We start from the raw sequence: 25,767 nt of genomic DNA on the forward strand, positions 1-25,767 counted from the left end.
TTTTTGCGCCACTGGCGGGCATGCTGGGGCTGGCGGTCAAAGATGCCGAGCTTGCTGCCGTTATGCCCAAAACGGTAGAAGCCTTCAAGCACTGGGACGGTCGCATGCCGCCACCGGCGGTGGCCTATGAAGCCGTGGCCCGCGATCTGCGACAGGCGCGGGAAGACCGCAGCGTAGGCGTAGTGGGGCGACGCCTTAACCTGGAGGATGCGGGCTTGCGCAGTGTGGTAACCCTGACTGCTCGCCGACTACCTGATGCACTGGATGACCGGCAAGATTGGAAATCCTTGCTGGCGGGGATTGATCCTGCATGGGAGGCTCCCGTCATATGGCGTGCGCTCAAGCACTCCACAGGGCCGCGCACCGATCTATATTTGCTAGACGGCTTGGACCTGAAGCGTGGTGACGATGGCAGCATCCTGCACAAGTCCGGCACCGATGCCATCTACGTGGACGTGTTGGTACGTACTTTTGCGATTGCTCTATCTGCTACCGCGATTTGTCTGCTACTAGCCGTGCCCACGGCCAGCCTGTTGGCCTATGTAGGTCCCTCGGTCCGAAGTTTGCTGATGATGGCATTGTTGTTGCCCCTATGGACATCCGTGCTGGTGCGCTCCGCGTCATGGCTCGTGCTGCTGCAAAAGACTGGTTTAGTGAATCAACTGCTGGAGACTTTGGGTTGGATATCCGAGCCGCTGTCTTTGATCTACAACCGCACCGGGGTTTTGATCGCGCTGTGCCACGTGCTGCTGCCGTACGCTGTCCTGCCGATTTACAGCTCGATGAATGCCTTACCTCCCAGCCAGATGCGGGCTGCTAGCTCACTGGGGGCCTCGCCCATGTTGGCTTTCTGGAGAGTTTATCTGCCGCAAATTTTGCCGGGCTTATCCGCCGCAGGCATGCTGGTTTTCATTCTGGCGCTGGGCTACTACGTGACCCCCCTCTTACTGGGTGGGCCGTCGGACCAGTTGCTGCCGTACTACATCGCCTTCAATGCGACCCAGACCGTCAACTGGGGTCTAGCCTCCGCGCTGGGGGGTATCTTGCTTCTCGCCACCGTACTGTTATATGCGCTGTATGTACGACTAGTCGGCGTTCACCGCATTGGATTGGGATAAATAGCCATGTTCGATTCCGCTAAATACTGGCGTCTGGCCAGCAATTGCGTCGCTGCCCTGGTGCTGGCTTTTTTGATGCTGCCTTTGCTGACGATGGTGCCCTTGTCGTTCAATAGTGCCAGCATCCTGAGCTACCCTCTGAGTGGTCTTTCGCTCAAATGGTATGAGGCATTCATGGGCGATCCGCGCTGGATCTCCAGCATCTTGAACAGCTTGCTGGTGGCCATCTCCACGGTGGCCATCGCTACGCCCTTGGGTACCTTGGCGGCGTTGGGTCTGAGCCTGCAGGAGTTTCGCGGCAAGTCCTTTCTGATCGCGGTACTTCTGTCGCCAATGATCCTACCGACCATTATTGCGGCCGTGGGCATGTATTTCTTCTTTGCGCCGCTGGGGCTGGCCAATAGCCTGTGGGGCTTGGTGCTCGCACATAGCGCACTGGCCACGCCATTTGTACTCATCACGGTAAGCGCCTCACTGCACCACCTGGATCCGTCTCTGGCGCGGGCCGGTGCCAGCCTGGGGGCATCCCCCTTGATGGTGTTCTGGCGTGTCACTCTCCCGATTGTCTTACCGGGTGTGGTGTCAGGCGGTATTTTTGCGTTTGCCACATCGTTTGACGAGGTAGTTGTGGCCATGCTACTGACGGGTCCTGAACAGCGTACCTTACCGCGCGAGTTGCTAAGTGGCACACGTGAGAACCTCAACCCAACCATCATGGCTGTTGCCACCGTGCTGATTCTGGTCTCGACCGTGCTCTTGTTCGCTCTGCATTTGGTGCAGCAACGCAGCAATAAGCGCTAGCAGCCTCAGCGGGTTGCAGTCCACTTTCATCTGTCTGATCCATTTTTAGCTTTTTAGGAGAATCCATGTCTTCGCAATATCCGCCCCTTCGACTCCATATCGGAGGCCAATGGCTTAGCGATTGTTCCGGTGGCACGCGCGCCGTCCTCAACCCCTTTGATGCGTCGCTCCTGGGCATGCTGCCTTTGGCTGGCCTAGCGGATTTGCAGGCCGCCGCCGTATCGGCCGAACGCGGCTTCCAACAATGGCGTCGTACGCTGGCCCAGGAACGCTATGCCATCTTGCGCCGTGCTGCTGACCTGATGCGCCAAAGGGCACCAGAAATGGCGCTTGCACTCACGCTGGAACAAGGCAAGCCCAAAAGCGAGGCGGTACGCGAGGTACTGTTGTCGGCAGACATCATCGACTTTCAGGCCGAAGAGGCCAAGCGTTTGTATGGCCGTACTGTGCCGCCCCGCGTACCGGGCATCCTGTCTCAAACGGTGGTGCGCCAACCTGTGGGGCCTGTGGCGGCATTCACTGCTTGGAATTTCCCGGCCAATCTGCCTGCTCGCAAAATCGCCAGCGCGTTGGCAGCCGGCTGCAGCGTGGTGATTAAGCCCGCAGAAGAAACCCCCGCCACCTGTATGTTGATGGTCCAGGCTTTTCTGGATGCAGGGCTGCCACCCGAGGTGCTGAACATGGTCTGTGGTGACCCGGCACAGGTATCTTCCATACTGATTGCCCACGATGCGATACGCAAGGTGTCCGTGACCGGCTCTGTGGCGGTGGGTAAGCTGCTGGGCGTGATGTGCGCGGAGCGTGTGAAGCGCTTCACTGGCGAGCTGGGTGGCCATGCGCCGGTCATCGTGTGCGCCGATGCGGATGTTACTTTTTCTGTCAAAAGTTCTCTGGCGGCCAAGTTCCGAAATGCAGGGCAGGTGTGCACCTCGCCCATACGCTTCTATGTGCATCGCAGTCTCTACGCTGCCTGGGCCGAGCAGTTTGTACAAGGAGCTCAAGCGCTGCAACTGGGTTCTGGTCTGGATGAAGTGACCCAGATGGGCCCTTTAGCCCATGCACGCCGAGTCGAGGAAATGGAGCACTTTGTCGAGGATGCCAAGGCGCGTGGCGCCAAAGTGCTTTGCGGCGGCCATCGGCTGGACAGGCCTGGCTATTTTTTCGAAGCCACGGTGATCGCCGATGCGCCTGCGGACAGCCTGGTGCAAACCCAGGAGCCCTTTGGCCCGATCGCGGTGCTGGAGCCTTTCGACAGCCTTGACGAGGTCATCCACAAAGCCAATGCCTTGCCCTACGGCCTATGTGCCTACGCCTTTACGCGGGACCTGCAGGTGGCCCATCGATTGGGCGAGGAGCTGGAGGCAGGCATGGTGGGCATCAACAACTTTGGCGTATCGCAACCCGAGATGCCGTTCGGCGGCTGGAAGGACAGCGGCATCGGCCAGGAGATGGGGGCCGAAGGCTTGCTGCACTACACCGAACTCAAGACCGTTGCCGTGGGCGTACCAGGCTGATACCACCATTTAGGAAAACATATGACGACAAACATTGACCAGCTCAAGCAAGACAACGCCCAGTATCTGTGGCACCCCATGGCACACCCTAAAGCCATGCAGAAAAACAAACCCGACATCATCGCCCGTGGCGAAGGCTGTTGGGTGTGGGATATTGACGGTCACAAGATGCTGGATGGCATGGCCGGTCTATGGAGCTGCAACCTGGGGCATAGCAACGACCGGGTGATTACTGCCATGACCGATCAGTTGCGCGAGCTGCCGTACTACAACGCCTTCCGTGGCACCACCCACCCCCGTGCCATTGAATTGTCCAGCCGTCTGGTGAAAACCATGGAGCCCGAAAACGTGGGCGCCGTAATTTTTAGCAATGGCGGCTCTGACGCCGTGGAAGGCGCGCTGAAGATTAGCCGCCAGTATTGGAAGATCAAAGGCCAACCCGAGCGCACCAAGTTCATCAGCCTGCGCAATGGTTACCACGGAGTGCATTTCGGCGGCACCAGCGTCAACGGTATTGCCCAAAACCGTCGGCCGTATGAGCCTTTGTTGCCCGGTTGCTTCCACGTCGATACACCCTGGCTGTACCGTAATCCCTATACCCAAGACCCGGTGGAGCTGGGCAAGATCTGCGCGGGTCTGCTGGAGCGAGAGATCCAGTTCCAGGGGGCCGACACCATCGCTGCTTTCATCGCCGAACCCATCCAAGGTGCCGGCGGCGTGATCGTCCCGCCAGCCAACTATTGGCCGCTGGTGCGGGAGATTTGCGACCGCTATGGCGTGCTGCTGATTGCCGACGAGGTGATTACCGGCTTTGGCCGGGCCGGAGAGCTGTTCGGCACGCGCCTGTGGGGCGTGAACGCGGACATCTGGTGCCTGGCCAAGGGGATTTCGTCCGGCTACATACCGCTGGGCGCTACGGCCATAGGTAACAAGGTGGCCGACGCTTTCAACAACGACACCAGTGGCCAAGCAGTGGTACAGCATGGTTTCACTTATAGCGGCCACCCTGTGGCAGCGGCCGCTGCGCTGGCCTCACTGGACGAGATTGAAAGGCTGAAGGTACCCGAGAATGCTGCACGTATGGGTGCACACCTGCACCAGCGGCTCGATAAGTTTGTGGAGCGCTACAGCTTTGTTGGCAACGTGCGCGGTCGTGGCTTGATGGCATGCTTGGAGATGGTGGCAGACAAGGCCACCAAAGCTACCATGCCCAAGGGCAACGAATTGCTGCCCAAGCTGGCGAGTGCGGTATACAAACACGGTGCCATGGTGCGCATCTCAGGTGCCAACATGATTCTGTCGCCTCCGCTGGTGATTAATCTGGAAGAGCTGGACTACCTCGTAGATGTACTGGAAACTGCGTTTGATGAAGTCGAGGCCTCCCTGTGAGTTTGGTGCCGCGCATCCTGCTCGTTGGGACAGCTGACACAAAGAGTGCAGAAATCCTGTTTCTACGCCAATGCATAGAGGAGGCCGGAGGTTCTGCCATCATACTGGACGTGGGTGTGCTGGGCGCACCGCAGTTTGTGACCGATATTCCCAACCACGTGGTGGCCGCTGAAGCAAACTGTAGCCTGGCGGATCTGGCGGCCAGCGGGGATGAGAATTTTTCCATATCCCAGATGGCCAGGGGTGCTGCGCGCATCGCTGCGCGCCTGCATGCATGCGGCGAGATCGACGGAATGCTGGCCCTGGGCGGGACCATGGGGACGGACTTGGCCTTGGACGTGGCGGCGGTATTGCCAGTCGGTGTACCCAAGGTGCTGCTGTCTACCATCGCACATTCGCACCTGTTGCCGCCAGAGCGCATACCGCAGGATTTGATGGCGATCTTGTGGGCCGGCGGCCTGCATGGCTTGAACCGACTATGTCGTGCATCCATGTTGCACGCTGCCGGCGCGGTGGTCGGCGCTTGCCGCAGTGCGGCCGCCATGGATACCAGTCGCCCACTGGTGGGAATGACATCGCTGGGCTCCAGTGTGCTGCGCTATATGAAGCCTTTGACGGCTGCGCTCGAAGCCCGAGGTTACGAGGTTGCGGTGTTCCACACGGCGGGTATGGGTGGACAGGCGTTTGAAGCGCTGGCCGCGAAAGGCGAGTTTGCCGCCGTGCTGGACTTCAGCTTACAGGAGCTGGCCAACGACGCGCTGGGTTCCTGTGTGACCGCCGGGCCGGATCGCCTGCTTGGTGCAGGACGCGCCAGCGTACCTCAGATTGTGGCGCCAGGGGCTACCGATATGGTGGACTTCGCGTCTTCGCGCGATATACCCCTAGCTTTTGCCGACCGCGCGGTGCATGTGCACAACCGCCTGGTAGCGTCTGCCGGCACCACGGCGCAAGAGCGTAGCGAGCTGGCCCAGAACATTGCACAGCGTTTGCAGGAGGCCACCGGCCCCACCTGCCTTCTGCTTCCGGTCCGTGGCGTAGACGAATGGGACCGCCCAGGTCTGCCCATGCATGCGCCCGAGGGCCTGCATGCCTTTTTAGTGGCTATGCGCAGCGCCGCACAAGACCTAACGGTGGTTGAGGTCGATGCCCACATCAATGATGATGCCTTTTGTGCCGCGGCGCTAAAGGTCTTTGACGACTGGGTAGACAAGGGGTGGATTATTCGGCCGGCACCACGGCTGCAACGGAAAGCGTAGAACATGCAATCAGCACAAGCTTTGGTATTAGACTTTGGTGGCGTCATTAGCCGCACCTTGTTTGAAACACACAATCTGACCGAGCAAGCCCTTGGCCTTGCCCCTGGCACGTTGACCTGGAAGGGGCCATTCGACCTCGCGTCCGACCCCCTGTGGCAAGACATGCAGGCAGACAAGCTCAGCGAGCGTGACTATTGGATGGCGCGCACACGGGAGGTGGGGCACCTGGTAGGCGAAACGTGGGACAAGATGGAAACCTTTGTACAACGCGCACGGGGTGCAGATGTACAGGCCGTGATACGCCTAGAAGCCGTGTCCACCATCCTGCTGGCCAAGGCCGCAGGCAAACGCTTAGCCATTCTTTCCAACGAACTAGACTTGTTCTACGGCGCAGATTTCCGCAACCGCCTGCCGTTGCTGAATCACTTCGAGTTGGTTGTAGATGCAACTTATACCCACATACTCAAACCCGACCCACGGGCTTATGCCTTGGTGACCGACCAGTTGGGCCTGGCCGCCGCCGATTGCGTGTTTGTAGATGACCAGATGCGCAACATTCTGGGCGGTCAGAAGTTTGGCATGCAGGTTGTGCACTTCGACGTAACCCAGCCTGAGCAGTCCTTCGAGCAGGTCGCTCATCGCCTTGGCATTGCATAAAGTGCAAGTCGCGTCGGGCTACTTAGTCGACACAAATTGCTCGAATGTCGGAACTGTCATCATGGAAGGGAGGGTTGTAAGTAAGGCGCTAGGCGTTAAATACTTGGCGCACAAATACCAGTCGGCCAAGCTATGACTGTCATGGTTGTTGCTCAAAGCTTGATTACTCGAATCCGGTCTTCGCACAAGTACATGAACTACCTCCAACCAGTCCAAGTTTTACGCCGCACCCCCGCTGTTAGTGCCACTCCAAAATTGACCAGGTGGGGGTGAGGATAAAAACTTGGACTCGCGGCAACTACCGGATATTTGTTTACGACTTTAGAAGTGGATGTTGCCGAATCACAACGCCGCAAACCCGCGCCAATACTCCAGGGCTGTTTACGACTTTAATTGCACGGAATATTTAGCTTCCTGCCATCCGTTTTCCCGCCACCTTGGCAGGCTGTAAAAACTCGCGCATGGCCTGCAGCGGCAGCTCGCGGCTGCGGCCCCGGCGCAGCGCCAGCGAGAACTGCGATTGGTAGCCAAATTCGGCGGGCAACAGCACCTTTAACCGCCCCTGGTCCACCCACGACTGGGCATAGTGCTCGGGCAGGTAGCCCACGTAGCCGCCCGACAAGATCAGTATCAGCTGGGCCTCCATACTCTCCACCGTGGCCACGCTGCGTTTGAAGCCGTGGCGGCCCAGCTCGGTCTGGCTCCAGTAGCTGCGGCCCACCACGTTGAGCTCTGACACCACCGCTGGCAGGATGTGCTTTTGCGCAAAGCAGGGGTGCCGGTCGCTGCAGTACAGCCACTGCTGCTCGCGGTACAGCGGGTGGTAGACCAGGCCGCTGGCCTTGGCCGGGAAGAAGCCCACGGCGATGTCCAGCTCGTTGTCCAGTACGCCTTTTTGCAGCTCGTAGGGGCTGCGGATCAGCAGGCTCAGGTGCATGCCAGGGAAGCGGCTGGAAAACACGCCGATAGCCTGGGCCAGTGGCAGCGACACGTCGGTCACGGTGGTGTCGAGCACGCCCATCTTCAGCGTGCCGCCCAGCTCACCTTTGAGCGACTGGGTGTACAGGTCAAAGCTGTCCAGCTCGCCCAGCAAGCGCAAGGTTTCTGACAGCAGCAGCTCGCCCTTGGTGGTTAGTGCAAAGCCGCCGCGCCCGCGCCGACACAGCGAGAAGCCTACATCGGCCTCCAGCTGCGTCATGTAGGTGCTGATGGCCGAGGTGGTCAGGTTCAGCTCCTGCTGCGCCTTGGCGAAACCCTGGTGGCGGGCCACGGCGGCAAAGATGCGCAACAGCTTGAGATCAGCGGCTTGTGCCATGGATAAGCCCTGTGTGGTTAGTTATGAAAATCCGTAACTGATTATTTGTTTACTGCTATTTTTCCACAACCCTGAATGGCTAAAGTGCGGACCATCGCAGTCAGCAACCGCGCTGCACTATGGAAAGGTTCGCCGTCGTGTCCAAAGTTTTGCACCAACCCCAAAGCGGCAACGAAATGCCGCGCTTTGCAGGGCGCTCCACCATGATGCGGCTGCCCGCCATGGACAGTGCCGAAGGCCTGGATGCCGCCTTCATCGGCGTGCCGCTGGATATCGGCACCTCGCTGCGCGCGGGAACCCGGTTTGGCCCGCGCCAGATCCGCGCCGAGTCCGTGATGATCCGCCCTTACAACATGGCCACCGGTGCGGCCCCGTTCGATTCCCTCAGCGTGGCCGACATCGGCGACGTGGCCATCAACACCTATAACCTGCTGGAGTCGGTGCGCATCATCGAAGAAAGCTATACCCGGCTGATGGCCTACCCGGTGGTGCCCATGACCCTGGGCGGCGACCACACCATCACCCTGCCGATACTGCGGGCGGTGGCGCGCAAGCACGGACCCGTGGCGCTGGTGCACGTGGATGCCCACACCGACACCAACGAGGACATGTTTGGCGAAAAAATCGCCCACGGCACCACTTTCCGCCGTGCAGTGGAAGAGGGCCTGCTGGACTGCAAAAAAGTTGTGCAGATCGGCCAACGCGCCCAGGGCTATTCCAGTGGCGATTTCCAGTGGGGCGTGGACCAGGGTTTTCGACTGGTGCAGGCCGAGCAGTGCTGGTACCGGTCGCTGGCCCCGTTGATGACCGAGGTGCGGGCGCAGATTGGCGATACCCCCGTGTACCTGACTTTTGACATCGACGGTATCGACCCCGCCTGGGCACCCGGCACCGGCACCCCCGAAGTGGGCGGCCTCACCGCCATCCAGGCGCTGGAAATCGTGCGGGGCTGCAAGGGCTTGAACATCGTCGGCTGCGATCTGGTCGAGGTGTCGCCGCCCTACGACCTGAGCGGTAACACCTCGCAACTGGCCGCGAACTTGCTTTATGAAATGCTGTGTGTGCTGCCCGGCGTGGCATACCGGTAACCGGCGGCTTCACCATGCAACTCGACATCTTTAGATCCCTCTGGGGCTGGCAAGGCGATTGGGCCGAATGCGCAGCCCAAATCCGCGAAGCCGGTTGCGTGGGCGTGGAAGCCCGTGTGCCCTTTGACGCAGCAGGGCGCACGGCTCTGCGCCATAGCTTGCAGGCCGAAGCCCTGGGCTACATCGCCACCGTGTTCACCGGTGCCGACGTGATTCCACGCCAGCAAGATGGCCCCGAGGTGCATTTGGAGCACCTGGCGCGGGCTTTCGATGCGGCGGCCGAGCTGTCGCCGCGCTTTGTCAACCTGCTGGCGGGAAACGACCGCTGGCCGCTGGCCATGCAGGTGGATTTTTTGGGCAGGGCGCAGGCGCTGGCCGATGCCGTAGGCATGGCCTGCACCTTTGAAACCCACCGTGCCAGCTCGCTCTACAGCCCGTGGGTCACGCTGGACATCGTGCGCCAACTGCCGCAGCTGCGCTACACCGCCGACATCAGCCACTGGGTGGTGGTGTGCGAACGCCTGCTGGACGACCCGCTGGACGACCTCAGCGCCTTTATCGACCGCGTCCACCATGTACAAGCCCGTGTGGGCTACGCCCAGGGGCCGCAAGTGCCCCACCCGGCGGCCCCCGAGTACGCGGCAGAGCTGGCTTTTCACCAGGGCATCTGGGAAGCCATCTGGGCGGCGCAGCGCGCCAAGGGCTATGCCACCAGCACCCTGACCCCCGAGTTTGGTGCCGACGGCTACATGCACCAACTGCCCTACACCCGTAGCCCGGTGGCCGACCTCTGGCAGGTCAACCGCTGGATGGCGCAAGAAGAGCGGCGGCATTTTGACCGCTGGTCGCAACCCCCTTCCTTTTTTGCAGGAGCCTGAGCATGCAACCCGGAACCCGCAACTTCACGGCCTTGCCCGTCATCAACATCCGTGGCCTGTACAGCGACAGCCTGGCGCAGCGCCAGACAGTGGCGGATGCATTGGGCAAAGCGGCGCGCGAGGTGGGCTTTTTCTACATCGTCGGCCACGGCATTTCCCCCGGACTGGTGGCCGATTTGCGCCAGGCCAGCCGCACACTGTTCCAGCAGCAGATGGACTGGAAGATGCGCTACTACATCGGCGATGCCTGGGGCCACAAAGGCTATGTGCCCGAGGGCGAGGAGCGCTACTCCAAAGGCCGCCCCGACCACAAAGAGGCCTTCGACATCGGCTTCGATGCCCCCGACGACCACCCGCTGGTATTGGCCGGCACGCCCTTGATCGGCAACAACAAATGGCCCGATCTGCCAGGCTTCAAAGAGGCCGTGGCCCGCTACTACGCCGCCGTGTTTGCGCTGGGGCGGCAGTTGTTTCGCGGCTTTGCGCTGTCGCTGGGCCAACCCGAAGATGCGTTCGAAGCACTGGTGACCTGCCCGCCGTCCAAGCTGCGCTTGATCCATTACCCGGTGGACACCGAGGCGGTGGATGCACCCGGCATCGGCGCGCATACAGACTACGAATGCTTCACCCTGCTGCTGGCCGACCAGCCGGGCCTGGAGGTGATGAACGACCAGGGCGTGTGGGTCGATGCACCGCCGTACGCCGAAGGCGGTGAAGAAGCTTTCGTCATCAACATCGGCGACATGCTGGAGGTGATGACCGCCGGGGCCTTTCCCGCCACCTCCCACCGCGTGCGCAAGGTGCAGCACGAGCGCTATTCGTTCCCGCTGTTTTTTGCCTGCGACTACCACACCCGCATCCGGCCACTGCCACAGTTTGCCAGCGCAGAAGCCATCGCGGGCTACGAAGAGTTGTCGATTGGTGAGCACATGTATGCCCAGGCGCAGCAAACCTACCAGTACCTGAAGCGCAAGGTCGAGGCCGGTGAAATTGCGCTGCCCCAGGGCGCTAAGAAGCCCGGCAGCTTTGGCCACATGAAGACCAGCGCCCCTGCAGTCTGACCCATTTTTTCTTGTTTCCTGTCCATCCACCCCTAGGAGTTATCCCCATGCTGAAAACCACCCGCATTTCTTTCCTCGGCGCAGCTCTGGCGGCTTTGCTGCCCGTGGCGGCCATGGCCCAAACCATGGCCCCCGGCCAACTCAAGGTCGGCATGGAGATCACCTACCCCCCGTTTGAATCGTGGCAGGGCGACAAGGTGGTGGGTTTTGACCCCGATGTGTCCGACATGCTGGGCCGTGGCATCAAAGCCAAGCCTGCGTTTGTAGACACCAAGTTCCCCAGCTTGATTTTGGGCCTGGGCAGCGGCCAGTTCGATGCCGTGATCTCCGGCATGTACATCACGCCAGAGCGCCTTTTGCAAGCCGATGCGCTGGCCTATGCCCGCACCGGCGCGTCCATCATGGCCGCCAAAGATGGCGGTGTCAGTCCCAAAACCGAGCAGGATCTGTGCGGTCTGAAGGTCGGCCTGCAAACCGGCACCACCTGGGTCAAGGCGCTGGCCAAGCTGTCCACCGACTACTGCGTGCCCAACGGCAAGCCTGCCGTGGTGGTGAGCGAGTTCCCCACTGCCCCCGAAGCGTCCCAGGCCCTGCTGTCCAAGAACATCCAGGCCCAGCTGGAAATTGCCGGTGCCGCCAAATTGTTGGCCGAGCGCAGCAAGGGCCGCATCGTCATCAGCTCGCCCGCTTTGGTGTACCCGCAGACCCTGGGCATCTACGTGAAGAAGGGCAACACCGCGCTGTACCAGGCGCTGGAGAAGGCTCTGGCGGCGGCGCAAGCGAATGGCGAGTACGCGGCTTTGATTACCAAGTACGAACTTGAGCCTGTAGCCGCCAAGTAATTAGCCCCGCCTAGCCTCGCCACCCGGAGCATCCGCATGGAATTAGATTGGTCGTATTTCTGGTCCTTGTTTTCCATGGGGATCTTCTGGCGGGCGTGTGTGACGGTGGTGGAGCTGGGGTCGTTGTCCTGGGCGCTGGGCATGGTGCTGGGCTTCTTTCTGGCCTGCGCCCGCATCTCCACCAACCGTTGGATCAGCGCGCTGGCGGGCTTCTATATCTGGCTGTTCCGCAGCGTGCCGCTGCTGGTGCTGGTGGTGTTTGTGTTCAACCTGCCGCAGATATTTCCGATGAGCCGCAGCGTCATTGGCGAGCCGTTTTTTGCCGGGCTGGTGGCCATGGTGCTGACCGAAGCCGCCTACATGGCCGAGATCCACCGCGGCGGTCTGCTGTCGGTGGCGCGCGGCCAGCGTGAGGCGGGCCGCGCGCTGGCATTTGGCCGCTTGGGGGCAATGCGCCTGATCGTGGTGCCGCAGGCCTTTCGCATCGCGCTGCCCACGCTGATCAATGAATACGTCACCATCATCAAGCTGACCTCGCTGGTCTCGGTGATCTCGCTGCCCGAGCTGCTAATGACCGGGCTGCGCCTGTATTCGCAAAACTTTCTGGTGATGGAAACCCTGCTGGGCGTGGCGGTGTACTACGTGATGCTGGTCACCATTTTCAGCACCCTGCTGGGCTGGGTCGAGAAAAAGCTGGACTTGCAAAAGCGCCATCCCACCACGCTGGACGATGCCGCCTGCGCTACCTTGCGCGCGACGCTGGGCGGTCCGGCCGTGGTGCACCCCGTGGCGGCGGCCCCTGGCCAGCCCGCTGCGCTGGAGCTGCGCAACATCCACAAAGCCTACGGCAGCCACCAGGTGCTCAAAGGCGTGCACCTGCAGGTGGCCGCGGGCGAGGTGGTCTCCATCATCGGCCCGTCAGGTTCGGGAAAAACCTCGCTGATCCGCACCATCAATGGGCTGGAGTTCATCGACCAGGGCGAGGTCATTCTGTTTGGCGAAAGCTACATCCACGCCAACGAATCGCTGGACAGCAGCCGGGTGCGCCAGGGCATACGCCGCATCGGCATGGCTTTCCAGAGCTTCAACCTGTTTCCCCACCTCAGCGTGCTCGACAACGTGCTGCTGGCCCCGCGCTACCACGCCCATCCAGCCGATGCCCGCGTGCGACAGACCCAGGCGCTGCAACTGCTCGACAAGGTCGGCCTGCTGGCCCACCAGCACAAATACCCGCACCAGCTCTCGGGCGGCCAGCAGCAGCGCGTGGCGATTGCCCGAGCCCTGGCCATGGAGCCCGACGTGATGCTGTTTGACGAACCCACCTCGGCCCTGGACCCGGAGCTGGTCGGTGAGGTGCTGAAGGTCATCCAGGACCTGGCGCAAGAGGGCATGACCATGGTGATCGTGACCCACGAGATGGACTTCGCCCTGGCCATCTCCAACCGCGTGCTGTTTATGGAAAACGGCCTGATCCAGCTCGATGCCGCACCACAGCAGATCCAGCAGCCCCATCCCGCCGATGCCACCACCCAGCGCGTGCGCCGCTTCATGGGCCTGGAATGAACAACGACGAAACCACCCTGCGGCGCGACTTGGCCGCCGCCTACCGCCTGGCTGCGCTGTTCGGTTGGGACGACACGCTCTACACCCATTTCTCTGCGCGCTTGCCGTCCGATGGCGGGCCGGAGCGCTTCCTGATTAACCCGTTTGGCCGCCTGTTTGAAGAAGTGCGCGCCAGCGACCTGCTGGTGGTGGACATGCAGGGCCGGGTGGTCTCGGGCAGCGCTGATTACAACGTGGCGGGCTTCACCGTGCACAGCGCGGTGCACGGTGGCCGGGCCGATGCCCACTGCGTCATCCACACCCACACCCTGGCGGGCATGGCGGTAGCGGCCTGTGAAGGTGGGCTGCTGCAGCTGAACCAGATCAGCACCGAATTCTACGGCCGCGTGGGTGTACATGCCTACGAGGGCGTGGCTTTTGACCTGGGCGAACGGGCGCGCATCCAGCAGGCGCTGGGCGACCACATCGCGCTGGTGCTGCGCCACCACGGCCTGCTGTCGGTGGGCAGCACCGTGGCCGATGCGTTTTGTGTCATGTACTACCTGAACCGCGCCTGCGAAATCCAGCTGGCCGCCAGCCAGTTGGCTACTACCGCAGGCCCGGTGACCGAGATACCCCCGCACCTCAGCCAACACGCCTGCGCGCAACTGCAAAGCGTGGAGCACGAGCGCCAAATACTGTGGCAAGCCTGGCTGCGCAAGCTGGACCGCATCGACCCGTCTTACCGGGATTGATGGCCCAAAAAATACAGGTCAAATAGGCCACCAGCGCAAGTGCAACCTGCACAGACAGCTATTGAAAGAGTAGTGCCTTGGGCGGTGACGCGGGCTCCTTGCGTCTGGGGCCCATCACCCCTAGCTGCTACACTCAAAACTCGTTATCAGGTGTCCCCAGGCCTTGGGTCTGGGGATTAAACGGGAAGTCGGTGCGGTGCAGTTCGTCTAGAACGCGCCAATACCCACGCTGCCCCCGCAACGGTAAACGGGTCAAAGCGAGGTCTTATGCCACTGTGCAACATATTGCATGGGAAGGCGGCCTCGCAGAAGAGTTCACACTTTTCACCCGTGAGCCCGAAGACCGGCCTGTTGACTTCGCGTGACTTTGCGGCGGGCAGAGATCAGCAGGCCACCACGCACACCTCCCCCGACACCCGTCTGGGCGCGTCCCGCCTCCTGATCCCCTTTCTCACCCCCAGTCACACCGTTCCAACTGTCGCGCGGCGGGCGTGTAGGGGTAGACCATTTACTATTTAATTGATAGCTTCTCGCGCAGGTTCTGCCTGCGCTGGCGGGTTATTTGATGCCTAAGATTTGCGATGCGCTGCTGGTGGCCGCGCCTGCATCCGGCCAAGGCAAAACCACGGTGACCGCTGCGCTAGCCGCCTGGCACGCCAGCCAGGGCCGCCGGGTGCGCGTGTTCAAAACCGGGCCCGACTTTCTGGACCCCATGGTGCTGGAGCGCGCCAGCGGCCACCCCGTGTACCAGCTCGACCTGTGGATGGGCGGCGATGCCCATTGCCGCGCGCTGTTGCATGCGGCTGCGCAGGAAGCCGATGTGATTCTGGTTGAAGGCGTGATGGGCTTGTTTGACGGCACGCCCAGCAGCGCCGACCTGGCCCTGGCGCTGGGACTGCCGGTGCTGGCGGTGATCGACGGCTCGGCCATGGCGCAGACTTTTGGTGCGATAGCGCATGGCCTGTCTACCTTTCGCCCTGGCCTGCAATTCGCCGGGGTGTTGGCCAACCGCGTCGGCAGCGCCAGCCATGCGCAGATGCTCAAAGACAGTTTGCCCGGCGGTTTGCGCTGGTTTGGCGCGCTGCCGCGTTCTGCCGACTACACGCTGCCTGAGCGGCACTTGGGACTGGTGCAGGCCTCCGAGGTGGCGCAACTGGACGAACGCATCGCCCTGGCGGCCCAGGCCATCGGGCCCTCGGTAGCGGGCATGGCCAGCCCTGTGCGATTTGAACCGGTTGCGCTGGAGCCGACGCCGCTCTTGCTGGCCGGTGTACGCATCGCCGTGGCGCGGGATGCGGCCTTTTCATTTTTGTACGCAGCCAATCTGGATACGCTGCGGGCGCTGGGTGCCGAGCTGGTGTTTTTCTCGCCGCTGGCCGATACGGCCTTGCCCGATGCGCACAGCCTGTACCTGCCCGGCGGCTACCCCGAGCTGCATCTGGCGCACATCCACGCCAACCAGCCCATGCGCGCCGCCATCCACGCGCACCACGCGGCAGCCAAGCCCATCGTGGCCGAATGTGGCGGCATGCTGGCCCTGCTGGACAGCCTGGCGGGCCACGATGGCACGCCGGTGGCTATGTGGGGCCTGTTGCCCGGCACCGGGGCGCTGCAAAAGCGCTTCGTCAACCTGGGCATGCACGCCGTGCAACTGCCCGAGGGGCGGCTGCGCGGCCACAGCTTCCACCATGCGCGCATGGACAGCGCGCTGCCCGCCACGGCCTTCACCGAACCGCAGCGCGAACGCAGCCACGCCGAGCCGGTGTTCCGCCGTGGGCGGCTGCACGCCTCGTTCATGCATCTGTACTTTCCGTCCAACCCCCACGCCGTAGCGCAGCTCTTCGCGCCGGGCTGACTCTTCATAAGCATAAGGACAACCCCATGGAAATCGAATCCCCACCATTGCTGCGTGATACCCCCAAGCCCCAAGGCGAACGGCGTGGCCTGGTCATCGTGCACACCGGCACCGGCAAGGGCAAAAGCACGGCAGCCTTTGGCCTGGCGCTGCGCGCGCATGGCCGTGGCAAGGCGGTCAAGGTCTACCAATTCATGAAGGTACCCACGGCGCGCTTTGGCGAGCACCGCTTGTTCGAGCAGTTGGGCATTCCCATTACGGGACTGGGCGATGGCTTCAGCTGGAAGAGCCGCGACCTGGACCATTCTGCCGAGCTGGCCCAGGCCGGCTGGGCCCAGGCCGAGGCCACGGTGCGTGCGGGCGAACATTTCATGGTGGTGCTGGACGAGATCATGTACCCGCTGCGCTACGGCTGGATCGCGCTGGAGCCGGTATTGGCCTGCCTGCGCGAACGCCCGCCGCATGTGCATGTGGTGTTGACCGGCCGGGGTGCCCCCGCCGAAATGATCGAGCTGGCCGACACGGTGACCGAGATGACGCTGATCAAACACCATTTCAAGGCCGGCGTGCCCGCCCAGCGCGGCATCGAAGACTGAGCATTTTTGACCACCATGGTAATTTCCCATTCCCCCACCGAGCCGTTGCTGGAAGTGCAGGCCGTGTCGCTGCAGCGCCAGGACAAGACGGTGCTGCACCGCGTTTCGGTGAGCGTGCCGTTTGGCGCACACATCGCGCTGGTGGGGCCGAACGGGTCGGGCAAAACCAGCCTCTTGCAGGTGATGGCGGGCCGCTTGCAACCCGGCGCAGGCCGGGTGCTGGTGGGCGGGCTGGACCTGGCGCAGATGCCCGGCATGCAGCGCGCGCGCCAGCTGGCTGTAGTGCACCAGCACGAGCAGGTGCACGGCCAGCTGCGGGTGCGCGACTACGTGGCCCTGGGCCGTACGCCGCACCTGGAAGCCAGCCGAGATGAAAACGCCCAGGTGGTGCAAAGTGCCTTGCAGCGCTGCCGCTTGGATGCGCTGCAAGACCGGCTGATGCGCAGCCTGTCGGGCGGCGAGCAGCAACGTGCCGCCATCGCCCGCGCCATTGCACAGCAGCCGCGCATCCTGCTGCTGGACGAGCCGACCAACCACCTCGATCTGCGCACCCGCGCCGACATGCTGGACCTGCTGGCCGAACTGGGCGTGACCGTGGTGGCCGCCTTGCACGAGCTGAGTTTGGTGCAGCGTTTTGCCCACCGCGTGGTGCTGCTGGGCGAGGGCCAGGTGGTGGCCGAAGACCAGCCATCCAAGGTGTTGACCAAGGAGCTGGTGCTGGGCAATTTCGGCATGGATGTGTTCTATCTGCCGCTGCCGCACCGCGAGCACGACATTGCGGTGTTTGAGTCGCCGCAGACTGCGCAAAGGCCGCAGCCGCCCCATGCCACGCGGCCCCATACCCGTCCGCGGGCGCATTGATTTTTTAACCTTTGAAGACAAGAAAACTGCCATGGCATTGACCACCCTTCGTTGTAAGTTCCGTCCCCACCTGTACCTGTTGCTCAGTGCCGCATCGCTGTGGGCGGCGGGTGTACAGGCCCAAACCTTCCCGGTCACGGTAGACAGCTGTGGCGAAAAGCTCACCTTTGCTGTACCGCCCAAGGCCGCATTGGTCCACGACATCAACATGACCGACATGGCGTTGTCGTTGGGCCTGCAAAAAAGCATGGTGGGTGTGAGCGGCATCACCGGCTGGTACAAGATGAGCCCGGAGTTCAAGCAGGCGCTGGGCAACATCCGCGAGATCGCCCCCAAACAGCCGACGATGGAAAACATCCTCTCGGTGAACCCCGACTTCTTTTTTGCCGGTTGGAACTACGGTATGAAAGTGGGCGGCGACATCACGCCGACCACCTTGCAGAAGTACAAGATCCCTACGCTGGTGCTGACAGAGAGCTGCATCCATGTGGACAAGAACCGTCCGCGCGCCTCGATGGACCTGCTGTACGGCGACTACCTCAAGCTGGGCACCATCTTTGGCAAACAGGCCGAAGCCCAGGCCCAAATAGCGGGTTGGAAGCAACGTTTGGCGAGTTTGCCCAAGGTCAGCGGCAAAGAGCCGCTGCGCATGTTCCTGTTCGACTCGGGCGAAGACAAGCCTTTCACCGCTGGCAAGTACGCCATTCCCACCGCCATGATGGAAGCCGCTGGTGGCCGCAACGTGATGGACGACGTGGACACCAGCTGGGGCACCGTGTCGTGGGAGGCCGTGGCCGCACGCAACCCCGAGTTCCTGGTGCTTCTGGACTACCAGAACGACGGCGGTGCCGACAAGCTGCTGCAGTTTCTGCAAAAACACCCGCTGATGCAACACACCGACGCGGTGAAGAACAAGCGCTTTGTGGCCCTGCGCTACGAAGAGCTGACGCCTGGCCCGGCCAATATCGGCGCCATCGAGAAGATCGCCAAGGCGGCAGCGCGTTGACCCATTCAAGCACCCTGCAGCAGGCCTCCCGCTGGCTGACCGGCGGGCCCGCATCGGTGCGCGTGGCCTTGCTGCTGGTGGCGCTGCTGGCTGTCAGCATGGTGTCGGTCGTGTCTGGTTCTACGGCGGTCAGCCTGCCCGAGGTCATGCACAGCCTGGGCCTGCTGCTCAGTGGTGCAGACGACGCTCGCTACAGCATGGTGGACCGCATCGTGGTGGACTTGCGCATTCCGCGCATGCTGCTGGCCATTTTGGTTGGCGGTGGCCTGGCGCTGGTGGGGGCCTTGCTACAGACGGCTACACGCAATGATTTGTCCGACCCGTATCTGTTCGGTTTGTCGTCTGGCTCGGCAGCGGGTGCGGTGGCGGTGATTACGTTAACGGGCGAGGTGCTGGGCATTTGGACGCTGCCGCTGGCCGCCTTTGTCGGCGGTATGGCCTCGGTGGCGGTGGTCTTGCTGCTGCTGCGCCGCTACCGCAGCCACACGCCAGAGCGCATGATTTTGGCTGGCCTGTCGGTGTCGTTTCTGTTCACTGCGCTGACCTATTACTTTACCTTTCTCGGCGACCAGCGGGCCGCGCAATCGGTGCTGTTCTGGACCATGGGCGGCCTGGGCTCGGCGCGCTGGGACAGCCTGTTTGTGCCCCTGGCCGGTTTGCTGGTACTGCTTGTTTTTTGCTGGCGCAAGCTGGGAGCGCTGGACGCGATGCTGGCGGGTGAGAACACCGCCCACAGCCTGGGCATAGACCCGCAGCGCCTGCGCATCCAGGTGTTTGTGGTCTGCGCATTTGCCACGGCCTGTTTTGTGGCGGTGTCGGGCGTGATCGGTTTTGTGGGCCTGATGGTGCCGCACCTGGCGCGCGCGCTGGCCGGGGCTTTGCACCGCAGCATGCTGGGTCTGGCGGCGCTGATGGGCGCGCTGTTGCTGCTGTTGAGCGACGTGGTGTGCCGCACCGTGCTGGCGCCGCAAGAGCTGCCGGTAGGCATCATCACCGCCAGCGTGGGCGCCTTGTTTGTGATGTACACCTTGCTGCACCAGCCCGATGTGGCGTGACGGCATTTCCTATTTCTTGAATCCTGTTTTGAAAGACTGAGCATGCAAACCCGCAAGATCCCCGCCACCATCGTCACCGGCTTTTTAGGCAGCGGCAAAACCACGCTGTTGCGCAAGCTGCTGACCAACGCTAAGGGCCGCCGCATTGCGGTTATCGTCAATGAATTTGGTGCGCTGGGCATTGATGGCGAGCTGCTGCGCGGCTGCGGCATTGGCTGCGATGAAAACGGAGTGGAAAACGGCCAGCTGTTCGAGCTGGCCAACGGCTGCCTGTGCTGCACGGTGCAGGAAGAATTTGCCCCGGTGATGGAGCAGCTGGCCGCCCGCCGCGACCAGATCGACTACCTGGTCATCGAGACCTCTGGCCTGGCCCTGCCCAAGCCCTTGGTGCAGGCCTTCCAATGGCCCGCGCTGCGCAACGCCTTTACGGTGGATGCGGTGGTTACCGTGGTCGATGCGCCCGCCGTGGCCGCTGGCGACTTTGCCGACGACCCGGTGGCCGTAGATGCCCAGCGCCGCGCCGACGACAACCTCGACCACGAATCCCCCCTGCACGAGCTGTTTGAAGACCAGCTGGCCACCGCTGATTTGGTCATCGTGCACAAAGTCGAAGGCATGGACGCCGCCGCGCTCGAAGCCGTGGAAGCCACCATCCGCGCCGAAGCACCCGCCGGTGTGAAGCTGGTGCGCGCATCGCACGGCGACGTGCCCCTGGACGTGCTGCTGGGCTTGGAGCGCGCGGTGGAAGACGCCATTGACGCCCGCAAAACCCACCACGACGACGAAGAAGACCACGACCACGACGCGTTTGATTCCGTGTCCGTCGCGTTGGTCGTGACCGACCGCGCCAAGCTGCTCACCGCGCTGGCCGCCCTGGTGCAGCGCCACGAGATTTACCGTGTCAAAGGCTTTGTGGCCGTGCCGGGCGCTGCCATGCGTTTGGTGGTGCAGGGCGTGGGCCAGCGGTTCGACAGCTATTTCGACCGCGCCTGGCGCAGCGATGAAGCCCGTGTTACCCGTTTGGTTCTGATTGGCGACCATCTGGATGCGGGTGTTTTGCAGGCCGAGTTGCAGGCTGCATTGGGCTAGGTTGAGGCTGTATGAACGCTGGCGTTTTACGTTCGTGGCGGGCCCAGGCCGACGGGGCACTCTGCTCCGCGGCTGTCCTCCGCCCTGCGGGCTCCTCCTTTATGCCGCTGCGCAGAATGCCCCATCGACCTGCGCCAGGAGCGGTTTGGCTTGCGCAACCGTTGGACACCCCGAACGTTTCCGCCAACTTGGATAAATAACCCATGCACCTACTCTCTACCCGCCCTGGCGGCCATGTTGAAGACGATGGCCTGGGCGTGGTGCGCGTGGAGCAAACGCCGGGCGACATCGTGGTGCTCACCGTGGCAGACACCACGCTGTCCTTGCTGGCCGAGGTAGCCAGCAGCCTGCCGGATGATTTTCCGCGTGTGCGCCTGGCCAACCTGATGTGGCTGCGCCAGCCCGCGTCCATCGACATGTACATGGACGACGTACTGAGCCACGCCAAAGCCATCGTCATCGAACACCTGGGCAGCCCCAGCGACTGGGCCTACATCGTGGACCAAGTCTGTGCATCCGCTCAGGCGCGCGGCCAGTGGCTGGTGATGGTGTCTGGTGAATGTGTGGAAGACGCGCAGTTACTCATGCGCAGCACCGCAAGCAAAGACGATTGCACCCACCTCTGGCGCTGCCTGCGCGAAGGCGGGCGTGACAACGCCCAGAACTTTTTCCAATTGATCGCCCACGCCGCCTTTGGCCGAGGTGAGCGTCCCGCACCCGCTGTGGTGTTGCCCGCCGCCATGCGCTACGAACCCGCAGTGGCACTGGCCCCTTGGCGCGCAGATGCGCCCGTGGCTCTGCTGGTGTTTTACAAGGCGCATTTGCAGGCGGGCAACACGGCAGCGTTTGATGCAGTGCTAGCCGCGCTGGCAGGCGAGGGCCTCAACACCCTGGCCGTGGCGCTGGACTCGCTCAAAAACCCCGGCAGCATGGCGCTGCTGCAATCACTGGCCCATGAGCACAGGGTGGACGTGGTGCTCAACGCCACCAGCTTTGCCGTGGGCGCCATGGATGGCAACGACAGCGATTCCGATGTGTCGCCCGTGCTGCTGGCAGGCGATGCCCCGGTGTTGCAGCTCATCACTGCAGGCTGCTCGCAAGCGCAGTGGCAAGACGACCCGCACGGCCTCACCCCGCGCGACCTGGCCATGCAAATCGTGCTGCCCGAGGTAGATGGCCGCATCGGCACGCGCCCCATAAGCTTCAAGGGCCTGGCCTGGCGCTGCGAACGCGCCGAGATCGACGTGGTGCGCTACCAGCCAGAGTTGGAACGTATAGCCTTTGTGGCTGCTCTCGCCCGTCGCTGGTGCAGCTTGCGCTATAAAAATAATAGTAATAAGCGCGTGGCCCTGGTTTTGGCCAATTACCCCAATGACGACTCTCGCCTCGCCAACGGCGTGGGCTTGGATACACCCGCATCTACCGTCGTCATTCTGCAAGCCCTGCAAGCCGCAGGCTATGCCACCGGCGATGTGCCGCAGCAGGGCGACGCGCTGATGGCCGACCTGGTGCGCGGCATCACCAACAACCTGGATGCCAACGACATCCGCCCCGCAGGCCAAAGCCTGGCGATGGCGGACTACCTGCTCGACTTTGAAGCCCTGCCCCCCGAGAGCCAGGCCGCCATCAACACCCTGTGGGGGCCACCAGCACAGGACCCGCTGGTGCGCGCGGGCCGCTTCATGGTGTCGGGCCAGCGCTATGGCAATGTGTTTGTGGGCAACCAGCCCGCACGCGGGCGCGATCTGGACCTTGTCGCCACCTACCACGATGCCGACCTGGTGCCCACCCACAACTACCTGGCGTTCTACTTCTGGCTGCGCCGCGCCTACGCGGTGGATGCTGTGGTGCACGTAGGTAAGCACGGCAATCTGGAATGGCTGCCCGGCAAAAGTGTGGCGTTGGGCGCAGCCTGTTGGCCCGATGCGATTCTGGGGCCGCTGCCCCACCTGTACCCGTTTATCGTCAACGATCCGGGGGAGGGCGCGCAGGCCAAGCGCCGCACCCAGGCCGTCATCATCGACCACCTGATGCCCGCCATGACACGCGCCGAAACCTACGGCCCGCTGCAACAGCTCGAAGGCCGCATGGACGAGTATTACGAGTCCTTGTCGCTAGACCCGCGCCGCGCCAAGCTGCTGCGCGCCAGTATTCTGGAGCAGGTGCTGGCCGACGGCCTGTACGCCGAGCTGGGCTTTACCCAACCCACCGACGACGCAGAGCGCGACGCTCTGCTGCGCCGCCTGGACGCCTACCTGTGCGAAATCAAGGAATCGCAAATCCGTGATGGCCTGCACATCTTCGGCCAGTCCCCCACCGGCCGCCAGCGGGTGGACACCTTGGTGGCACTGGCCCGTTACCCGGGTGGTGCGGCTGCCGCGCAAGGCAGCCTGACCGTGGCTTTGGCGCAGGATTTAGGGCTGAAAAATTTTGATGCGCTCAGCCCCGACTGGGCCGCACCGTGGGCGGGGGAACGCCCGCAGGTGTTGCAAGCTCTCAGCTCTGACCCCTGGCGCCATGCGGGCCATACCCGCGAGCGGCTGGAGTTGCTGGCCGTGCAGTTGGTGCAAGAAGCGGCACCGCTTTCGCCAGAGCAGTGGCCCCACACCTCTCAGGTGCTGGAGCGCCTGCACACCACACTCGCCCCGCGCCTGGATGCCTGTGGTGCCAATGAAATCACCCAGTTACTGCGCGGGCTGGACGGGTGCTTCATCCCCCCAGGCCCCAGCGGCGCACCGTCACGCGGCAGGCCAGACGTGCTGCCCACCGGGCGCAACTTCTATTCGGTAGACACGCGGGCCATCCCCACCCAAACCGCCTACGCCATGGGTGCCAAGGGCGCAGACCGGGTGGTAGAGCGCCATTTGCAAGACTTCGGGGCCTACCCCACAGCCATGGGCTTGTCGGTCTGGGGCACCAGCACCATGCGCACCGGCGGTGAGGACGTGGCCCAGGCCTTCTCGCTGCTGGGCGTGCGGCCCAAGTGGGCACCGGGCAGCAACCGCGTGGTGGACATTGAAGTCATGCCCATGACCGTGCTGGGCCGTCCGCGTGTGGATGTGACGCTGCGCGTGTCTGGCTTCTTCCGCGATGCGTTTCCCAATGTGATCGATTTGTTCGACACCGCCGTGCGCGCGGTGGCCGCCATCTCGGCCGAGGACGAGGCAGACGATGTGAACCCCATCCGCGTGCGGGTGCTGGCTGACGCCGCGCAGGCCCAAGCCGCAGGCCAAAGTGGTGATGAAGCCGAGCGCGCATCCACCTGGCGCGTGTTCGGCCCACGGCCTGGCGGCTACGGCGCGGGCTTGCAGGCATCCATTGCCAGCGGCAACTGGACCGAGCGCTCCGAGCTGGCCGAGGCCTATCTGCGCGCCGGTGCCTTCGCCTACGGCCAGGGCACCGACGGCGCAGCCGCCCCCGAGGCCTTTGCCCAGCGCATCGCCGCGCTGGACGCGGTGCTGCACAACCAGGACAACCGCGAGCACGACATCCTCGACTCCGGCGACTACTACCAGTTCATGGGCGGCATGGCCGCAGCGGTGGAGCACCTGAGCGGTAAATCTGCCGCCCTGTACCACGGCGACTTCAGCGTGCCCGGCGCACCGCAAATCCGCGCTTTGGGCGAAGAAGTAGCCCGCGTGGTGCGCTCCCGCGTGGTCAACCCCAAGTGGATAGACGGGGCCAAACGCCACGGCTACAAAGGCGCGTTTGAAATGGCCGCCACGGTGGACTTTTTGTTTGCCTTTGACGCCACCACCGGCGTGGTGGCCGACCACCAGTACGCGCTGGTGGCCGACGCCTATGTGCACGACGACGACACCCGCGCCTTTTTGCAACAACACAACCCCGGCGCGCTGCGCAGCATCGGCGAGCGCCTGCTGGAGGCCATGCAGCGCGGCCTGTGGGCCGAGCCCGGCGACCAGCGCGAACGCATTGAAGACCATTTGCTGGCGCTAGAAAACCGGCTAGAAGAATCTGAAGAAAGACAGTTGCCATGAGCATGATCGATACAGCCCCGCGCGCGGTATTCCCCTTCACCGCATTGGTCGGCCAGCAGGCCTTGCAGCGCGCTTTGCTGCTGGTAGCGATAGACCCCCGCATCGGCGGCGTGCTGATCAGCGGCCCGCGTGGCACGGCCAAGTCCACGGCTGCGCGTGCCCTGGCGGCCATGCTGCCGCGGGCCCCATTTGTCACGCTGCCGCTGGCCGCCAGCCTGGAGCAGCTGGTGGGTAGCCTCAGCATTGAAGACGCTTTGCAAAGCGGCGCGGTGCGCCTGGCGCCGGGCATGCTGGCGCGCGCCCACAACGGCGTGCTGTACGTGGACGAGGTCAACTTGCTGCCCGACGCCCTGGTGGACTCGCTGCTGGACGTAGCCGCCAGCGGCGTCAACACCGTGGAGCGCGACGGCATATCGCAACAGCACGCCGCACGCTTTGCGCTGGTGGGCACCATGAACTCCGAGGAGGGCGAGCTGCGGCCCCAGCTGCTGGACCGCTTTGGTTTGTCGGTACAGCTGGGCAACCCGCTGGACCCGCAGCAGCGGCAACAGATTCTGCGCACCCGTTTGGCCTTTGACGAAAACCCGCAGGCCTTGGCCCAGCAGCACGCCGCAGAGCTGACCCGCCTATCGGCTACGGTGGCCGCAGCGCGTGCCGCATTGCCGCAGCTGGCCTGGTCGGATGAGGTGCTGCAGCATGCCGCGCAACTGGCCTTGGCCGCTGGGGTGGACGGCATGCGTGCCGACCTGGTGATGCTGCGTGCGGCCCGGGCCTTTGCCGCCTTGGAAGGGCGGGGCGCTGTGACGACGCAAGACCTAGACGCCGTGGCCGAATTCGCCCTGGCGCACCGCCGCACGGACAGCGCAGCCAGCCGCCCCCCCGCGAGCCCACCCGCTCAGACGCCACAGCAGCCACGCCAGGCCCCCCAAGATCGTTCCCCCGCCCCCGAAGGCGATTGGGGCGCGCTGCCACCCCAGCCCACCGCCACCACGCGGGTGGCGTCCATCGGGGCCTGGCCCGCAAAAAAAGCCTAGGCCACCGCAGCCGCCGCCCGCCCACGCGGGCCGGCAGCTTGCGGTGGCGCAACCCCG

General features: G+C 63.2%; 21 protein-coding genes and 1 riboswitch. Of the genes, 20 read left to right on the plus strand and 1 reads right to left on the minus strand.

The annotated features are described in order from the left end of the window. The 6 genes from ABI213_RS20340 to ABI213_RS20365 form a co-directional block, all read left to right on the plus strand. Positions 1–1,118, plus strand: a 1,118-nt coding sequence (locus ABI213_RS20340) for an ABC transporter permease (RefSeq protein WP_348028444.1), incomplete at its 5' end; no start/stop codon positions are given. Positions 1,119–1,124: 6 nt separating this feature from the next. Next, positions 1,125–1,919 (plus strand): ABC transporter permease, encoded by a 795-nt coding sequence (locus tag ABI213_RS20345; protein ID WP_348014683.1) that lies wholly within the window; start codon positions 1,125–1,127, stop codon positions 1,917–1,919. A 65-nt stretch (positions 1,920–1,984) separates the two neighbouring features. Beyond that, positions 1,985–3,433: an NAD-dependent succinate-semialdehyde dehydrogenase gene (locus ABI213_RS20350; RefSeq protein ID WP_348014684.1), complete on the plus strand. Its 1,449-nt coding sequence runs from the start codon at positions 1,985–1,987 to the stop codon at positions 3,431–3,433. A 21-nt stretch (positions 3,434–3,454) separates the two neighbouring features. Continuing rightward, complete coding sequence (locus ABI213_RS20355) at positions 3,455–4,822, plus strand: aminotransferase class III-fold pyridoxal phosphate-dependent enzyme (RefSeq protein ID WP_348014685.1); 1,368 nt, start codon at positions 3,455–3,457, stop codon at positions 4,820–4,822. Between the two features lie 5 nt (positions 4,823–4,827). Continuing rightward, on the plus strand, positions 4,828–6,078 hold the full coding sequence (locus ABI213_RS20360; RefSeq protein WP_348014712.1) for a Tm-1-like ATP-binding domain-containing protein: 1,251 nt from the start codon (positions 4,828–4,830) through the stop codon (positions 6,076–6,078). A gap of 3 nt (positions 6,079–6,081) precedes the next feature. Then, positions 6,082–6,735 carry an HAD-IA family hydrolase gene (locus ABI213_RS20365; RefSeq protein WP_348014686.1) on the plus strand — a complete coding sequence of 218 codons (654 nt, stop codon included), beginning with the start codon at positions 6,082–6,084 and terminating at the stop codon, positions 6,733–6,735. 406 nt (positions 6,736–7,141) lie between these two features. Here ABI213_RS20365 and ABI213_RS20370 read toward each other — a convergent pair whose 3' ends face one another. Continuing rightward, entirely contained in the window at positions 7,142–8,050 is a 909-nt protein-coding gene (locus ABI213_RS20370; RefSeq protein ID WP_348014687.1) for a LysR family transcriptional regulator, read from the minus strand. Between the two features lie 119 nt (positions 8,051–8,169). Here ABI213_RS20370 and speB point away from each other — a divergent pair, with 119 nt between their 5' ends. The 14 genes from speB (at position 8,170) to ABI213_RS20440 (ending at position 25,710) form a co-directional block, all read left to right on the plus strand. Beyond that, a complete protein-coding gene (gene speB / locus ABI213_RS20375; protein ID WP_348014688.1) occupies positions 8,170–9,138 on the plus strand; it encodes an agmatinase in 969 nt (322 codons plus the stop codon). A gap of 14 nt (positions 9,139–9,152) precedes the next feature. Further along, a complete protein-coding gene (locus ABI213_RS20380) occupies positions 9,153–10,016 on the plus strand; it encodes a TIM barrel protein (RefSeq protein ID WP_348014689.1) in 864 nt (287 codons plus the stop codon). Between the two features lie 2 nt (positions 10,017–10,018). After that, a complete protein-coding gene (locus tag ABI213_RS20385) occupies positions 10,019–11,077 on the plus strand; it encodes a 2-oxoglutarate and iron-dependent oxygenase domain-containing protein (RefSeq protein WP_348014690.1) in 1,059 nt (352 codons plus the stop codon). A gap of 47 nt (positions 11,078–11,124) precedes the next feature. Then, entirely contained in the window at positions 11,125–11,919 is a 795-nt protein-coding gene (locus ABI213_RS20390) for a transporter substrate-binding domain-containing protein (protein WP_348014691.1), read from the plus strand. A gap of 36 nt (positions 11,920–11,955) precedes the next feature. Continuing rightward, on the plus strand, positions 11,956–13,482 hold the full coding sequence (locus tag ABI213_RS20395) for an amino acid ABC transporter permease/ATP-binding protein (protein WP_348014692.1): 1,527 nt from the start codon (positions 11,956–11,958) through the stop codon (positions 13,480–13,482). After that, a complete protein-coding gene (locus ABI213_RS20400; RefSeq protein WP_348014693.1) occupies positions 13,479–14,216 on the plus strand; it encodes a class II aldolase/adducin family protein in 738 nt (245 codons plus the stop codon). Before ABI213_RS20395 ends, ABI213_RS20400 begins: the two co-directional genes overlap by 4 nt. A 131-nt stretch (positions 14,217–14,347) precedes the next feature. After that, positions 14,348–14,583, plus strand: a riboswitch (cobalamin riboswitch). Between the two features lie 198 nt (positions 14,584–14,781). Beyond that, positions 14,782–16,071 carry a cobyrinate a,c-diamide synthase gene (locus tag ABI213_RS20405; protein ID WP_348014694.1) on the plus strand — a complete coding sequence of 430 codons (1,290 nt, stop codon included), beginning with the start codon at positions 14,782–14,784 and terminating at the stop codon, positions 16,069–16,071. A 26-nt stretch (positions 16,072–16,097) separates the two neighbouring features. After that, positions 16,098–16,667, plus strand: a complete 570-nt coding sequence (gene cobO / locus ABI213_RS20410; RefSeq protein WP_348014695.1) for a cob(I)yrinic acid a,c-diamide adenosyltransferase — start codon at positions 16,098–16,100, stop codon at positions 16,665–16,667. 15 nt (positions 16,668–16,682) lie between these two features. Next, entirely contained in the window at positions 16,683–17,528 is an 846-nt protein-coding gene (locus ABI213_RS20415; protein WP_348028446.1) for an ABC transporter ATP-binding protein, read from the plus strand. A gap of 31 nt (positions 17,529–17,559) precedes the next feature. Then, positions 17,560–18,534, plus strand: a complete 975-nt coding sequence (locus tag ABI213_RS20420; RefSeq protein WP_348014697.1) for an ABC transporter substrate-binding protein — start codon at positions 17,560–17,562, stop codon at positions 18,532–18,534. Further along, positions 18,531–19,589, plus strand: a complete 1,059-nt coding sequence (locus ABI213_RS20425; RefSeq protein ID WP_348014698.1) for an iron ABC transporter permease — start codon at positions 18,531–18,533, stop codon at positions 19,587–19,589. Before ABI213_RS20420 ends, ABI213_RS20425 begins: the two co-directional genes overlap by 4 nt. Before the next feature lie 42 nt (positions 19,590–19,631). Continuing rightward, entirely contained in the window at positions 19,632–20,678 is a 1,047-nt protein-coding gene (gene cobW, locus ABI213_RS20430; protein ID WP_348014699.1) for a cobalamin biosynthesis protein CobW, read from the plus strand. A 203-nt stretch (positions 20,679–20,881) separates the two neighbouring features. Continuing rightward, a complete protein-coding gene (gene cobN / locus ABI213_RS20435; protein ID WP_348014700.1) occupies positions 20,882–24,676 on the plus strand; it encodes a cobaltochelatase subunit CobN in 3,795 nt (1,264 codons plus the stop codon). Next, entirely contained in the window at positions 24,673–25,710 is a 1,038-nt protein-coding gene (locus ABI213_RS20440) for an AAA family ATPase (protein WP_348028448.1), read from the plus strand. The genes cobN and ABI213_RS20440 overlap by 4 nt, the downstream gene beginning before the upstream one ends. Positions 25,711–25,767 lie beyond the last annotated feature (57 nt).

The organism is Rhodoferax sp., assembly GCF_039922535.1.
In the GTDB taxonomy this organism is placed as follows: Bacteria; Pseudomonadota; Gammaproteobacteria; order Burkholderiales; family Burkholderiaceae_C; genus Rhodoferax_B.

Bases quoted from the DNA above. Each gene is read 5' to 3' on its own strand.
- ABI213_RS20345 (WP_348014683.1), top strand. From the start codon at position 1,125: ATGTTCGATTCCGCTAAATACTGGCGTCTGGCCAGCAATTGCGTCGCT.
- ABI213_RS20350 (WP_348014684.1), top strand. From the start codon at position 1,985: ATGTCTTCGCAATATCCGCCCCTTCGACTCCATATCGGAGGCCAATGG.
- ABI213_RS20355 (WP_348014685.1), top strand. From the start codon at position 3,455: ATGACGACAAACATTGACCAGCTCAAGCAAGACAACGCCCAGTATCTG.
- ABI213_RS20365 (WP_348014686.1), top strand. From the start codon at position 6,082: ATGCAATCAGCACAAGCTTTGGTATTAGACTTTGGTGGCGTCATTAGC.
- ABI213_RS20370 (WP_348014687.1), bottom strand. From the start codon at position 8,050: ATGGCACAAGCCGCTGATCTCAAGCTGTTGCGCATCTTTGCCGCCGTG.
- speB (WP_348014688.1), top strand. From the start codon at position 8,170: ATGGAAAGGTTCGCCGTCGTGTCCAAAGTTTTGCACCAACCCCAAAGC.
- ABI213_RS20380 (WP_348014689.1), top strand. From the start codon at position 9,153: ATGCAACTCGACATCTTTAGATCCCTCTGGGGCTGGCAAGGCGATTGG.
- ABI213_RS20385 (WP_348014690.1), top strand. From the start codon at position 10,019: ATGCAACCCGGAACCCGCAACTTCACGGCCTTGCCCGTCATCAACATC.
- ABI213_RS20390 (WP_348014691.1), top strand. From the start codon at position 11,125: ATGCTGAAAACCACCCGCATTTCTTTCCTCGGCGCAGCTCTGGCGGCT.
- ABI213_RS20395 (WP_348014692.1), top strand. From the start codon at position 11,956: ATGGAATTAGATTGGTCGTATTTCTGGTCCTTGTTTTCCATGGGGATC.
- ABI213_RS20400 (WP_348014693.1), top strand. From the start codon at position 13,479: ATGAACAACGACGAAACCACCCTGCGGCGCGACTTGGCCGCCGCCTAC.
- ABI213_RS20405 (WP_348014694.1), top strand. From the start codon at position 14,782: ATGCCTAAGATTTGCGATGCGCTGCTGGTGGCCGCGCCTGCATCCGGC.
- cobO (WP_348014695.1), top strand. From the start codon at position 16,098: ATGGAAATCGAATCCCCACCATTGCTGCGTGATACCCCCAAGCCCCAA.
- ABI213_RS20415 (WP_348028446.1), top strand. From the start codon at position 16,683: ATGGTAATTTCCCATTCCCCCACCGAGCCGTTGCTGGAAGTGCAGGCC.
- ABI213_RS20420 (WP_348014697.1), top strand. From the start codon at position 17,560: ATGGCATTGACCACCCTTCGTTGTAAGTTCCGTCCCCACCTGTACCTG.
- cobW (WP_348014699.1), top strand. From the start codon at position 19,632: ATGCAAACCCGCAAGATCCCCGCCACCATCGTCACCGGCTTTTTAGGC.
- cobN (WP_348014700.1), top strand. From the start codon at position 20,882: ATGCACCTACTCTCTACCCGCCCTGGCGGCCATGTTGAAGACGATGGC.
- ABI213_RS20440 (WP_348028448.1), top strand. From the start codon at position 24,673: ATGAGCATGATCGATACAGCCCCGCGCGCGGTATTCCCCTTCACCGCA.